The sequence below is a fragment of the Mycobacterium sp. genome (assembly GCF_050701515.1).
Classification (GTDB): Bacteria; Actinomycetota; Actinomycetes; order Mycobacteriales; family Mycobacteriaceae; genus Mycobacterium.
In genome coordinates, this window is record NZ_JBOGDB010000310.1 from 1 (window position 1) to 12,318 (window position 12,318).

The 12,318-nt window shown below is 67.1% G+C and carries 15 protein-coding genes; 14 read left to right on the top strand and 1 reads right to left on the bottom strand.

All coding sequences use genetic code 11. The annotated features are described in order from the left end of the window. The 3 genes from ACRDU5_RS22605 to ACRDU5_RS22615 form a co-directional block, all read left to right on the top strand. On the top strand, nucleotides 1-131 hold a 131-nt coding region (locus ACRDU5_RS22605; protein WP_526617238.1), incomplete at its 5' end, for an acyl-CoA dehydrogenase family protein. Continuing rightward, entirely contained in the window at nucleotides 128-1,084 is a 957-nt protein-coding gene (locus ACRDU5_RS22610) for a phosphotransferase family protein (protein WP_526617224.1), read from the top strand. The genes ACRDU5_RS22605 and ACRDU5_RS22610, both read left to right, overlap by 4 nt. Continuing rightward, entirely contained in the window at nucleotides 1,081-1,422 is a 342-nt protein-coding gene (locus tag ACRDU5_RS22615; RefSeq protein WP_526617225.1) for a DUF6285 domain-containing protein, read from the top strand. The genes ACRDU5_RS22610 and ACRDU5_RS22615 overlap by 4 nt, the downstream gene beginning before the upstream one ends. 62 nt (nucleotides 1,423-1,484) lie before the next feature. Here the strand turns inward: ACRDU5_RS22615 and ACRDU5_RS22620 are convergent, their stop codons facing one another. After that, the gene (locus ACRDU5_RS22620) at nucleotides 1,485-2,114 is read right to left on the bottom strand and encodes a class I SAM-dependent methyltransferase (RefSeq protein ID WP_526617226.1); all 630 of its coding nucleotides are present in this window, start codon (nucleotides 2,112-2,114) and stop codon (nucleotides 1,485-1,487) included. A gap of 53 nt (nucleotides 2,115-2,167) precedes the next feature. On the opposite strand from ACRDU5_RS22620, the gene ACRDU5_RS22625 reads away from it, so the two are divergent. From ACRDU5_RS22625 to nuoH, 11 genes are all read left to right on the top strand, one after another. After that, a complete protein-coding gene (locus ACRDU5_RS22625; protein ID WP_526617227.1) occupies nucleotides 2,168-2,548 on the top strand; it encodes a nuclear transport factor 2 family protein in 381 nt (126 codons plus the stop codon). Next, nucleotides 2,545-3,087: a YceI family protein gene (locus ACRDU5_RS22630; protein WP_526617228.1), complete on the top strand. Its 543-nt coding sequence runs from the start codon at nucleotides 2,545-2,547 to the stop codon at nucleotides 3,085-3,087. The genes ACRDU5_RS22625 and ACRDU5_RS22630 overlap by 4 nt, the downstream gene beginning before the upstream one ends. A 22-nt stretch (nucleotides 3,088-3,109) precedes the next feature. Continuing rightward, entirely contained in the window at nucleotides 3,110-3,511 is a 402-nt protein-coding gene (locus tag ACRDU5_RS22635; RefSeq protein ID WP_526617229.1) for an Rv3143 family two-component system response regulator, read from the top strand. Between the two features lie 67 nt (nucleotides 3,512-3,578). Then, nucleotides 3,579-3,950 carry an NADH-quinone oxidoreductase subunit A gene (locus tag ACRDU5_RS22640; RefSeq protein WP_526617230.1) on the top strand — a complete coding sequence of 124 codons (372 nt, stop codon included), beginning with the start codon at nucleotides 3,579-3,581 and terminating at the stop codon, nucleotides 3,948-3,950. 4 nt (nucleotides 3,951-3,954) lie between these two features. Beyond that, the gene (locus ACRDU5_RS22645) at nucleotides 3,955-4,509 is read left to right on the top strand and encodes an NADH-quinone oxidoreductase subunit B (RefSeq protein WP_526617231.1); all 555 of its coding nucleotides are present in this window, start codon (nucleotides 3,955-3,957) and stop codon (nucleotides 4,507-4,509) included. Then, nucleotides 4,506-5,189 carry an NADH-quinone oxidoreductase subunit C gene (locus ACRDU5_RS22650; RefSeq protein ID WP_526617232.1) on the top strand — a complete coding sequence of 228 codons (684 nt, stop codon included), beginning with the start codon at nucleotides 4,506-4,508 and terminating at the stop codon, nucleotides 5,187-5,189. The genes ACRDU5_RS22645 and ACRDU5_RS22650 overlap by 4 nt, the downstream gene beginning before the upstream one ends. After that, nucleotides 5,189-6,526: an NADH dehydrogenase (quinone) subunit D gene (nuoD, locus tag ACRDU5_RS22655; RefSeq protein WP_526617233.1), complete on the top strand. Its 1,338-nt coding sequence runs from the start codon at nucleotides 5,189-5,191 to the stop codon at nucleotides 6,524-6,526. Before ACRDU5_RS22650 ends, nuoD begins: the two co-directional genes overlap by 1 nt. Further along, nucleotides 6,523-7,290: an NADH-quinone oxidoreductase subunit NuoE gene (gene nuoE, locus ACRDU5_RS22660; protein WP_526617234.1), complete on the top strand. Its 768-nt coding sequence runs from the start codon at nucleotides 6,523-6,525 to the stop codon at nucleotides 7,288-7,290. The genes nuoD and nuoE overlap by 4 nt, the downstream gene beginning before the upstream one ends. A 1-nt stretch (nucleotide 7,291) precedes the next feature. Beyond that, on the top strand, nucleotides 7,292-8,650 hold the full coding sequence (gene nuoF / locus ACRDU5_RS22665; protein WP_526617235.1) for an NADH-quinone oxidoreductase subunit NuoF: 1,359 nt from the start codon (nucleotides 7,292-7,294) through the stop codon (nucleotides 8,648-8,650). After that, on the top strand, nucleotides 8,650-11,040 hold the full coding sequence (locus ACRDU5_RS22670) for an NADH-quinone oxidoreductase subunit G (RefSeq protein ID WP_526617236.1): 2,391 nt from the start codon (nucleotides 8,650-8,652) through the stop codon (nucleotides 11,038-11,040). Before nuoF ends, ACRDU5_RS22670 begins: the two co-directional genes overlap by 1 nt. After that, nucleotides 11,037-12,272: an NADH-quinone oxidoreductase subunit NuoH gene (nuoH, locus tag ACRDU5_RS22675; protein WP_526617237.1), complete on the top strand. Its 1,236-nt coding sequence runs from the start codon at nucleotides 11,037-11,039 to the stop codon at nucleotides 12,270-12,272. The genes ACRDU5_RS22670 and nuoH overlap by 4 nt, the downstream gene beginning before the upstream one ends. Nucleotides 12,273-12,318: the final 46 nt, after the last annotated feature.

Here is a 12,318-nt window from a genome sequence, read left to right on the forward strand (position 1 = left end):
TCGGCTACAGCCGCCACCAGCCGTTCGAGCACATCTACCGGCACCACCGCCGCTACCGCATCACCGAGGGCTCCGAGGAGATCCAGATCCGCCGGGTCGCCCAGCGGCTGTTCGGCTTCGGGCGCAAGTGAAGCAAGAGCTCGCGGCCGTGCTCCAGCCGGTCATCGGCGATGTGAGCATCGAGAACCTACATGCTTTGACCGGCGGGGCGAGCCGCACCACGTGGGCGTTCGACGCGATTGCGGACCAACGCCGGGCGCTGATCCTGCGCACCGGCCCACCCGACGACGTGCACGCGGGCATGGAACTCGAGGCACGCGTCCAGCAGCGAGCGGCAGCCGCCGGAGCACCCGTTCCCCACATCTTGGCGGCGGACAATTCCCCTGCCGCACTTGGTAATCCATATCTGATCTGCAACGCAATCGGTGGTGAGACGATCGTCAGACGGATCCATCGCGCCCTCGACGATGCAGGACGTGACCGGCTGCTACGGCAGTGCGCCCAGGCGCTGGCCGCGATCCACCGCGCCGATCCGGACGGCATCGGCCTGACGGAAGCCGATCAGCTCGGCGAGTGGCGCGACCGGCTCGACGAGATGGGCGACACCACCGCCACCTTCGAATGGGCATTCCGTCGGCTGACCGCGTACCGGCCACCGCCATCGCCGCCGCGGCTGGTGCACGGCGACTTCCGGATGGGCAACCTGATCGTCGACGACTCCGGTCTGGCGGCCGTTTTGGACTGGGAGCTGGTGCACATCGGCGAGGTCTACGAGGACCTGGCGTGGTTCTGCATCCGGGCGTGGCGGTTCGGCGCGCCCGAGGACCGCGGAGCGGGTGGTCTGGGCAGCGTCGAGAGTTTTCTGTCCGCATACGAGGAGGCCGCCGGCACGGCCGTCGACCGCGACGCGTTTCGCTGGTGGCTTACCGTGGCCACGCTGCGTTGGGGCGTCATCTGCCGCTTCCAGGCGGAGCGGCACCTGAGCGGCCAGACCCCGTCGGTCGAGCTGGCCGCCATCGGGCGGCGGGTCAGCGAAACCGAATGGGACGTGCTGGATCTGCTGGAGGGAGGCGGTCCCCGGTGAGCGGGCTGTACGGCAGACCCACCGCCGCCGAGCTGGTCGCCGCGGTGGCCGACTTCCTGGACGCCGACGTACGGGAGGCCACCGACGGGCCGGTCTCCTTCCACGCCCGGGTGGCCGCCAATGTGCTGCGCATCGTCGAGCGCGAGCTGCTCGACGAGTCAGCCGCCGATGTCACCGCCGCGCTGAGCGACCTGGGCTATACCGACGAAACGCACCTGGCTGCGGCCATCCGCGCCGGCGAACTCGACGGCAGGGCAGGCGAAGTGCTGCCATGCCTTCGAACACTGGTCGGTCACCGACTCGCGGTGGCCCACCCCGGTTACGGCGAGGCGACGTGAGTTCTGTGGCGTTTGTTGCGGCACTTTCTCGCGTTTTGGCGCAACAAACGACACAGTTGGGGTCAGAGCCGACGAGCCCTAGCCAGCCAAGCCGGTTCATCGACGGGCGTTCCCACCGGCAGACCGAGGATTTCGACGTGCACCTCCTGGGTGACGCCGCGATAGGTGGTGGTGTCCAACGCTTCGAGCACCCAGCCGTCAACAAATGCATCCCGGATGTCGGCCTCGCTGACCTCCGGCCCGAATCCGCGACCCGCATCGGAGAGTGCGAGTACGTGCACGATGGCACCCGGCCGGCATGCGTTGTGCAGGCTCGCGACGTATTTCGCCCGGTCGCCGGCGTCGAAGACGTGGAACAGCGCGCTGTCGACAATCGTGTCGTATTGCGGCTGATCACCGAGGTTCAGCGCGTCGGCGACCGCGAATCGGGCGTCCACGCCCTTGGTCGCGGCATTCTGGCGAGCCTGATCGATCGCGCGCGGCGAGAAGTCGATGCCCAGTACGTCATAGCCGAGCCGGGTGAGCAGGATCGTGTGTTCACCCGTTCCACAGCCGGCGTCGAGCACCTTGCCGCGGATCCGCCCGGCCCGTTCCAGGTCGACGATCGCGGGCTGCGGCTCGCCGATCACCCACGGAGCGGTGCGGGTCTTGTAGGCATCGTCGAAACGGGAGAATGTAGGGGTGGTATCCATGGAATCCAGTGTTCAACCTCAACAATGCTTGACGTCAAATGAGAGGCGTGAGGATGCCCACCGTTGACACCATCACCGACGTCGCCGATCGGCTGTTCGCCGCCATCGAGCGCAGTGACACCGCGGCGGTGCGCCAGATGTGGAGCGAGGACATCGCGGTCTGGAAGTCCGCTGAACCCGAGGACCAGGTCAAGGAGCGCGCGTTGAAGGTCATCTCGTGGTTCATCGACGCCACCACCGAGCGCCGATACCAGATCCTCGACCGGCAGTTCTTCGACGGCGGATTCGTCCAGCAGCACATCCTGCACGCCGCCGGCCGCAACGGCGGATCGATCTCGATGCGGGTCTGCATCGTGATCAAGGTGGGAGCCGATGGCCTGATCAGCCGAATCGACGAGTACTTCGACCCGAGAGAAGTGGAGCCACTGCTATGACCACGACCACACTGCAAGAACTGCTCGGCAGCGCCGAATCGATCGGCGTCTATAACCTCGTCCCCGAGCAATCCACCATCGGGTTCAAGGCCAAGTCGATGTGGGGACTGGCCCCGGTGAAGGGCCGTTACAGCGAATTCAGCGGCGACGGCCAAATCACCGATCCCGGAACGGTTTTCGGGCGCGTCGATATCAAGGTCGCATCAGTGGACACCAAGATCGGCAAGCGCAACGACCATCTACGGTCTGCGGATTTCTTTGAAGTCGAGAAGTATCCCGACATCAGCGTCGTGGTCACCGGCGCCGAGGCCGTCGACGGCGAGACCGTCGACCTGCGAGCCAATCTCACCGTCAAGGGCACCACCGCGGAACTGCCGTTGCGGGCGAAGGTCGCGGTGCTCGACGACGGCGCGGTGCGGCTGACGACGCAAACCGCGATCAACCGCAAGGACTTCGGTGTCGACGGCAACCTGGTGGGCATGATCCCCGACGCCGCCAAGCTGACGGCCGATGTGGTGTTCCGGCGCGCCGCGGGTTAGCCGGCTGGTCTAGCATCTGGCCATGCCCGATCCATCCCGGCCGCTGCGAATCCTCGTGTACAGCGACAATCCGAGGACTCGCGAGCAGGTGCAGCTGGCGCTGGGCAAGCGCGTGCACCCAGACCTCCCGGAACTGAGCTACCTCGAGGTGGCCACCGGACCGATGGTCATCACCCAGATGGACGCGGGCGGTTTCGATCTGGTCATTCTCGACGGCGAGGCCACGCCGGTCGGCGGCATGGGAATCGCCAAGCAGCTCAAGGACGAGATCGACGACTGCCCACCGATCCTGGTGCTCACCGGGCGGCCGGACGACGCCTGGCTGGCGAGTTGGTCGCAAGCGGAAGCCGCGGTTCCGCACCCCATTGACCCGATCCGTTTGGGCGAAGCCGTGGTGTCGCTGCTGCGGGCACCCGCGCACTAGCAGCGAGCGCATCGCTAGGCTGTGGGTCAGCTCACGTCAAAGGCCCGAGGGAGCGCGTTTTAACAGGATGAACCTTTACGTACCAATATTGGTTCTCGGCGCGATCGCGGCCGGGTTTGCCGTGTTCTCGGTGGCCGCCGCGCTGCTGGGCGGTCCCAGGCGCTTCAACCGGGCCAAGCTGCAGGCCTACGAGTGCGGCATCGAGCCGATGCCGGAGATGGCCAACCCGCAGGCGGCCGGCCAGCGGTTTCCGATGAAGTATTACGTGACCGCGATGCTGTTCATCGTGTTCGACATCGAGATCGTCTTCCTCTACCCCTGGGCCGTGGCGTTCGACAGCCTCGGGGTATTCGCGCTGGTCGAGATGCTGTTGTTCATGGCCACCGTGTTCGTGGCCTACGTCTACGTCTGGCGGCGGGGAGGCCTCAGTTGGGACTAGCACCGTGGGACTAGAGGAAAAGCTGCCCAGCGGCATCCTGCTGTCGACCGTCGAGAAGCTGGCGGGATACATCCGCAAGGGCTCGCTGTGGCCGGCGACGTTCGGCCTGGCCTGCTGCGCGATCGAGATGATGGCGACGGCCGGGCCGCGGTTCGACATCTCCCGGTTCGGCATGGAGCGGTTCTCGGCGACGCCGCGGCAGGCCGATCTGAGGATCGTGGCCGGACGGGTCAGCCAGAAGATGGCGCCGGTGCTGCGGCAGGTCTACGACCAGATGGCCGAGCCCAAGTGGGTGCTGTCGATGGGCGTCTGCGCGTCATCGGGCGGGATGTTCAACAACTACGCCATCGTCCAGGGCGTTGACCACGTCGTTCCGGTGGACATCTACCTGCCCGGCTGCCCGCCGCGGCCGGAGATGCTGCTGTACGCGATCCTGAAACTGCACGACAAGATCCAGGAGATGCCGCTGGGCGTCAACCGCGAGGAAGCCGTCCGCGAAGCCGAGCAGGCCGCGCTCGCGGTCACGCCGACCATCGAACTCAAGGGCTTACTAAGGTGACGGAACCCACCGACGGCAACGAGAACCAGGAAGTGGTCGGCGTGCGCCGCGGCATGTTCGGCCCCGCCGGCACCGGCGACACCTCCGGCTACGGGCGACTGGTCCGCGATGTCGCGATGCCCGGCAGCTCGCCGCGGCCGTACGGCGGCTACTTCGACGAGGTCGTCGACACGCTGACCGCCGCACTCGGCGAAACCGCGTTCGCAGCGGCGGTCGAGCGGGTGGTGGTGTATCGCGACCAGCTGACCCTGGATGTGCGCCGGGAGCACCTGTCCGCGGTGGCGCAGGCGCTGCGCGACGACCCAGGGCTGCGGTTCGAGCTGTGCCTGGGTGTCAGCGGCGTGCACTACCCGCACGAGACCGGCCGCGAGCTGCACGCGGTGTATCCGCTGTTGTCGATCACCCACAACCGTCGCGTCCAGCTGGAGGTGACCGCGCCGGACGCCGACCCGCACATACCGTCGCTGTTCACCGTCTACCCGACCACCGACTGGCACGAGCGGGAAACCTACGACTTCTTCGGCATCATCTTCGACGGCCACCCCGCCCTGACCCGCATCGAAATGCCCGACGACTGGGTCGGACACCCGCAACGCAAGGACTACCCGTTGGGCGGTATCCCGGTGGAGTACCACGGCGCAGAGATTCCGCCGCCCGACGAGCGGAGGGCCTACAGCTGATGAGCACCCCGAATACGCCGCCGGAGCACGGCGGTACCGTCATCATGGCCGGCGGCCAGGACTGGGACCAGGTGGTCGCGGCGGCCAGAGAAATGTCAGGGGCGCAGGCCGGCGAACGCATCGTGGTCAACATGGGCCCGCAGCACCCGTCCACCCACGGGGTGCTGCGGCTGATCCTCGAGATCGAGGGCGAGACGATCATCGAAGCGCGCTGCGGCATCGGATACCTGCACACCGGCATCGAGAAGAACCTGGAGTACCGCACCTGGACCCTGGGCGTCACGTTCGTGACCCGAATGGACTATCTCGCACCGTTTTTCAACGAGGCGGCGTACTGCCTGGGCGTGGAGCAGCTGCTCGGTGTCACCGACGCCATTCCCGAGCGCGCCAACGTGATCCGGGTCTTGCTGATGGAGCTCAACCGCATCTCGTCGCATCTGGTGGCACTGGCCACCGCCGGGATGGAACTGGGCGCCATGTCGGCGATGTTCTACGGCTTCCGCGATCGGGAGCTGATTCTGTCCGTGTTCGAGACGATCACCGGGCTGCGGATGAACCACGCCTACATCCGGCCCGGCGGTCTGGCCGCCGACCTGCCGGACGAAGCGCTGCCACAGATCCGCGATCTGCTCGAGCTGCTGCCGAAGCGGCTGCGCGACCTGGAGAACCTGCTCAACGAGAACTACATCTGGAAGGCCCGCACGCAGGGCATCGGCTATCTGGATCTGGCCGGATGCATGGCGCTGGGCATCACCGGTCCGGTGCTGCGCTCCACCGGCCTTCCCCATGACCTGCGCAAGACACAGCCGTACTGCGGCTACGAAAACTACGAGTTCGACGTCATCACCGACGACGGCTGCGACGCCTACGGCCGGTACCTGATCCGGGTCAAGGAGATGCGGGAGTCGCTGAAGATCGTCGAGCAGTGTGTGGACAAGCTCGAGCGGCTGGGCCCGGGCCGAGTCGTGATCGACGACAAGAAGCTGGCCTGGCCCGCCGATCTGACGCTCGGCCCGGACGGGTTGGGCAATTCGCCAGAGCACATCGCGAAGATCATGGGCCACTCGATGGAGGGGCTGATCCACCACTTCAAGCTCGTCACCGAGGGCATCCGCGTTCCGCCCGGGCAGGTCTACATCGCGGTGGAGTCGCCGCGCGGCGAGCTGGGCGTGCACATGGTGTCCGACGGCGGAACGCGCCCCTACCGCGTGCACTACCGCGACCCGTCGTTCACGAACCTGCAGGCGGTGGCGGCCATGTGTGAGGGCGGCATGGTCGCCGATGCGATCTCGGCGGTCGCCTCCCTCGACCCGGTGATGGGCGGTGTGGATAGATGACGTCCCCGAACGGCTCGCCGGTGTTCATCGAGCTGGGCCAACGGCCCGACGAAGCCGGCCCGCCGATCGGCGGAGAGGCTGCCTACCCCGCCGACGTCACAGCGCGACTGGAGGCCAGCGCACGGGAGATCATCGCCCGCTACCCGCGGTCCCGGTCGGCGCTACTGCCGCTGCTGCACCTGGTGCAGTCCGAAGACGGCTACCTCACCAAGGCCGGCATCGGGTTTTGCGCCGCCCAGCTCGGCCTGACCGATGCCGAGGTGACCGCGGTCGCCACCTTCTACTCCATGTACCGGCGCAATCCCACCGGCGAATACCTGGTCGGGGTGTGCACCAACACGCTCTGCGCGATCATGGGCGGCGACGCCATCCTCGACGCTCTGCAGGACCACCTGGGCATCCACGCCGGCGAAACCACCGACTCCGAAGATGGGAAGGCCAGCGTCACGCTCGAACACATCGAGTGCAACGCCGCCTGCGACTACGCCCCCGTCGTGATGGTCAACTGGGAGTTCTTCGACAACCAGACACCTTCCACCGCACGCGATCTCGTCGACGCGCTGCGTGCAGGCCAGCCACCCGTGCCGACCCGTGGCGCGCCGCTGTGCACGTTCCGCGAGACCGCCCGCACCCTGGCGGGCCTACCCGATGACCGCCCGGTCACCGCGGACGGGCAAGTCCCCACCGCCACACTGGCCGGACTGCGCGTCGCCCACGAACTCGGCATGGAAGCACCGCCCGCACCTGAGGATTCGCGCGACTGACATGGCACCTGTTACTCCCCTGACCCCCGTGTTCAGCCGTTACTGGGATGATCCAGCACCCTGGTCACTGGACACCTACCGCCGGCACGACGGGTACCGCGCGCTCGACAAGGCGCTGAAGATGGATCCCGACGAGTTGATCACGCTGGTGAAGGATTCGGGCCTGCGCGGCCGCGGCGGTGCCGGGTTCCCCACCGGCACGAAATGGTCCTTCATTCCGCAGGAGCGAGGCTCGCCGAGCGACCAGACAGGTGGGGCCGACATCAATCCTGCCGCCAAACCGCACTATCTCGTCATCAACGCCGATGAGTCGGAACCCGGTACCTGCAAAGACATTCCGCTGATGCTGACGACGCCGCACTTTCTGGTGGAGGGCGCGATCATCGCCGCGTATGCGATCCGGGCGCACCACGCATTCATCTACGTGCGCGGAGAGGTTATCCCGGTGCTGCGGCGGCTGCAGGCCGCGGTCGCCGAGGCCTATGACGAGGGCTATCTCGGCGAAAACATCGCCGGTTCGGGCTTCGACCTGGAGTTGATCGTGCATGCCGGCGCCGGCGCCTACATCTGCGGCGAGGAAACCGCGCTGCTGGATTCCCTGGAGGGCCGGCGCGGCCAGCCCCGGCTGCGGCCGCCGTTCCCCGCGGTGGCCGGGCTCTACGCCTGCCCGACGGTGGTCAACAACGTCGAGTCCATCGCGAGCGTCCCACCGATCCTGCTCAACGGGATCGACTGGTTCCGGTCGATGGGATCGGACAAGTCGCCCGGTTTCACTCTGTACTCGCTGTCCGGTCACGTGACCAATCCTGGCCAGTACGAGGCACCGCTGGGCATCACCCTGCGTGAACTCCTGGAGTACGCCGGCGGGATTCGCGCCGGACATTCGCTCAAGTTCTGGACGCCGGGTGGCTCATCGACCCCGTTGCTGACCGCCGAACATCTCGATGTGCCACTGGATTACGAAGGCATGGCCGGGGTCGGTTCCATGCTGGGCACCAAGGCACTGCAGATCTTCGACGAGACTACCTGCGTGGTGCGGGCGGTGCGGCGGTGGACCGAGTTCTACGCGCACGAGTCGTGCGGCAAGTGCACGCCATGCCGGGAAGGCACGTACTGGCTGAGCCAGATCTACGAGCGGCTGGAAACCGGCCACGGCACCGAAGAGGACATCCAGAAGCTGCTAGATATCTCCGACACAATCTTCGGAAAATCGTTCTGCGCGTTGGGTGATGGCGCGGCCAGTCCAATCTTGTCATCGATCCAGTTCTTCCGCGACGAGTACGTCGAGCACCTGGACGGCGGATGCCCGTTCGATCCACACGCCTCGACGCTGATGGCGACCGAAGGGGTGGGTGCCTGATGACGGTTACCGAACCGGCACCCGAGGCGGCGGCGGTGGAGATGGTGAACCTGACCATCGACGACGTGCCGGTAAGGGTGCCCAAGGGCACCTTGGTGATTCGGGCAGCGGAGCTGGTCGGCATCGAGATCCCGCGGTTCTGCGACCACCCGCTGCTGGACCCGGTGGGGGCCTGCCGGCAATGCCTGGTCGAGGTCGAGGGCCAACGCAAGCCGATGGCCTCCTGCACCATCACGGCCACCCCCGACATGGTGGTCCGCACCCAGTACACGTCCGAGGCCGCCGACGCCGCCCAGCAGGGCGTGATGGAGCTGCTGCTGATCAACCACCCGCTGGACTGCCCGGTGTGCGACAAGGGCGGCGAGTGTCCGCTGCAGAATCAGGCCATGTCCAACGGCCGCGCGGAGACGCGCTTCACCGACGTCAAACGCACGTTCCCCAAACCGATCCCGATTTCCAGCCAGGTGCTGCTGGATCGGGAACGGTGCGTGCTCTGCGCGCGTTGCACCCGGTTCTCCGAGCAGATCGCCGGGGATCCGTTCATCGAGATGCTGGAGCGTGGCGCGCTGCAGCAGGTCGGCATCGCGCCCGGCGAGCCGCTTTCGTCCTACTTCTCCGGCAACACCGTGCAGATCTGCCCGGTGGGCGCCCTGACCGGCACCGCATACCGGTTCCGGGCCAGGCCGTTCGATTTGGTGTCCAGTCCGAGCGCGTGTGAACACTGCGCGTCCGGATGCGCACAACGCACCGACCATCGCCGCGGAAAGGTGATGCGCCGCTTGGCCGGCGACGACCCCGAGGTCAATGAGGAGTGGAACTGCGACAAGGGGCGCTGGGCGTTCACCTACGCCACGGTCGGCGACCGCATCACCACGCCACAGGTCCGCGACGACGATGGCAAGCTGCGGTCGGCGTCCTGGGCGGAAGCCCTACGAGTGGCCGCGACCGGGCTGGCGGCGGCGAGCGGCCGGGCTGGTGTGCTGGTGGGCGGCCGGTCGACGGTTGAGGACGCTTATGCGTACGCGAAGTTCGCCCGGATGGTGTTGGACAGCAACGACATCGACTTCCGGTTCCGGCCGCACAGCGCGGAGGAGGAAGAGTTCCTCGCGGCCAATGTCGCCGGCCAGACGATGGCCGTCAGCTACGCCGATCTGGAGAAGGCGCCCGCGGTGCTGCTCGCCGGGTTCGAGCCGGAAGAGGAATCCCCGATCGTGTTCCTGCGGCTGCGCAAGGCCGCACGGAAGAACGGTGTGCAGGTGCTTTCGATCGCGCCGTTCGTCACCCGTGGTGTTTCGAAGATGTCCGGCCGGCTCATCCGTACCGCGCCAGGTGGCGAAGCGGCGGCGCTCGACGGCCTCACCGAAGAACCGCTGCTGAGCCAGCCCGGTGCCGTGATCCTGGTCGGCGAGCGGCTGGCGGTTGCTCCCGGAGCGCTTTCTGCGGCAAGCAGATTGGCGGCGGCAACCGGCGCCCGGCTGGCCTGGGTGCCGCGACGCGCCGGTGATCGCGGCGCGCTGGAAGCCGGTGCGTCACCGAACCTGCTGCCCGGTGGGCGGCCGATTGCCGACGCCGCGGCGCGCGAGCAGACCGCCGCTGCCTGGCACACTACTGACCTGCCGGACGCGGTCGGCCGTGACACCACCGGCATCCTGGCCGCGGCGGGCCGAGGCGAACTGGGCGCGCTGCTGATCGGTGGGGTCGAGCCCGCCGACCTGCCCGACCCCGACGCCGCGCTGGCCGCGATCGATGCCGCGCCCTTCGTCGTCAGCCTGGAGCTGCGCGAAAGCGCGGTCACCGACCTGGCCGATGTGGTTTTCCCCGTTGCTCCGGTGGTCGAGAAGGGCGGCTCATTCATCAACTGGGAGGGCCGGATTCGGCCGTTCGAGCCGTCGCTGGACAGCAATGCCGCACCGGATCTGCGGGTGTTGCAGACGCTCGCCGACGAGATCGGAGTCGACCTCGGCCTGCCGACCGCCGCGGCGGCCGGCGAGGAACTGGCCCGGCTCGGCTGGTGGGGCGGCCCGCGGCCGAACCCACCCGACGTGGCTGCGGACGGCGGCGCACAACCCGCGAAGGGTAAGGCTGTGCTGGCCGGCTGGCGGATGCTGCTGGATGCCGGACGACTGCAGGACGGCGAACCATACCTGGCCGGTACGGCCCGCGAACCGGTCGCGCGGCTGTCGGCGGCCACCGCGGCCGAGATCGGCGTCGCCGAAGGGGAATTGGTCACGGTCGGTACCGACCGCGGTGAGGTCATACTGCCCCTGGCGATCACCGACATGGATGACCGGGTGGTGTGGCTGCCACTGAACTCACCGGGCTCGGCGGTACACCAGCAGCTGGGTGTGACGTCGGGTGCCGTGGTCTCGATAGGGCGGGCAGAACCGTGACGGACCTCTCGGCGTTCGGCCACGACCCGCTGTGGCTGATCCTGGCCAAGGCGGTCGGGATCTTCGTGTTCCTGGTGCTGACCGTACTGGCGGCCATCCTGATCGAACGCAAGGTGCTCGGCCGGATGCAGATGCGGTTCGGCCCCAACCGGGTTGGCCCGAAGGGCCTGTTGCAGTCGCTGGTCGACGGGCTCAAGCTCGGGCTGAAGGAGGGCCTCATCCCGGCGGGCGTGGACAAGCCCGTCTACTTGCTGGCGCCGATCATCGCGGTGATCCCCGCGTTCATGGCGTTCGCCGTCATTCCGATGGGGCCGGTGGTGTCGGTGTTCGGACACCGCACCCCGCTGCAACTGACCGACCTCGCGGTCGCGGTGCTCTACATCCTGGCCGTCACCTCGATCGGCGTGTACGGCATCGTGCTGGCCGGCTGGGCGTCGGGCTCCACCTATCCACTGCTCGGCGGGTTGCGGTCATCCGCCCAGGTGATCTCCTACGAGATCGCCATGGCATTGTCGTTCGCCGCGGTGTTCCTCTACGCCGGCACCATGTCCACGTCGGGAATCGTGGCCGCCCAGGACGGCACCTGGTACGTGTTCCTGCTGCTGCCGTCGTTCCTGGTGTATGTCACCTCGATGGTGGGCGAAACCAACCGCGCGCCATTCGATTTGCCCGAGGCCGAGGGCGAGCTGGTCGGCGGCTTCCACACCGAGTACTCGTCGCTGAAGTTCGCGATGTTCATGCTCGCCGAATACGTCAACATGACCACGGTCTCGGCACTGGCCATTACGATGTTCCTCGGTGGCTGGCACGCCCCGTGGCCGATCAACATCTGGGATGGCGCAAACACCGGATGGTGGCCGCTGCTGTGGTTTACCGCCAAGGTGTGGGTGTTCCTGTTCCTGTACTTCTGGTTGCGCGCCACCCTGCCGCGGCTGCGCTACGACCAATTCATGGCGCTGGGCTGGAAGATCCTCATTCCGGTGTCGCTGGTCTGGATCGCGATCGTCGCGACCATGGACAGCCTGCGGACCCAGGGATATACCGGATTGGCCAGCGGGCTCATCACCGTCGGCGTCGTGCTGGCAATGCTTCTGGCCGTCGCACTGTGGCGAGCGTTGCGGGCCCGCAATGTTCGGAAGATCCCGGAGCAGGCCGTCGAGGCGAGCGCCTTCCCGGTGCCGCCGCTACCCACGGCCAGCAAGGAGAAAGCCAGGGAGAGAACTGATGCCTAAGTTTTTCGATGCCCTAGCCGGTTTCGCGGTCACCCTCGGGAACATG

Coding starts and splice junctions, on each gene's coding strand:
- ACRDU5_RS22620 (WP_526617226.1), bottom strand. CDS start 2,114: ATGGATACCACCCCTACATTCTCCCGTTTCGACGATGCCTACAAGACC.
- ACRDU5_RS22625 (WP_526617227.1), top strand. CDS start 2,168: ATGCCCACCGTTGACACCATCACCGACGTCGCCGATCGGCTGTTCGCC.
- ACRDU5_RS22630 (WP_526617228.1), top strand. CDS start 2,545: ATGACCACGACCACACTGCAAGAACTGCTCGGCAGCGCCGAATCGATC.
- ACRDU5_RS22635 (WP_526617229.1), top strand. CDS start 3,110: ATGCCCGATCCATCCCGGCCGCTGCGAATCCTCGTGTACAGCGACAAT.
- ACRDU5_RS22640 (WP_526617230.1), top strand. CDS start 3,579: ATGAACCTTTACGTACCAATATTGGTTCTCGGCGCGATCGCGGCCGGG.
- nuoD (WP_526617233.1), top strand. CDS start 5,189: ATGAGCACCCCGAATACGCCGCCGGAGCACGGCGGTACCGTCATCATG.
- nuoE (WP_526617234.1), top strand. CDS start 6,523: ATGACGTCCCCGAACGGCTCGCCGGTGTTCATCGAGCTGGGCCAACGG.
- nuoF (WP_526617235.1), top strand. CDS start 7,292: ATGGCACCTGTTACTCCCCTGACCCCCGTGTTCAGCCGTTACTGGGAT.
- ACRDU5_RS22670 (WP_526617236.1), top strand. CDS start 8,650: ATGACGGTTACCGAACCGGCACCCGAGGCGGCGGCGGTGGAGATGGTG.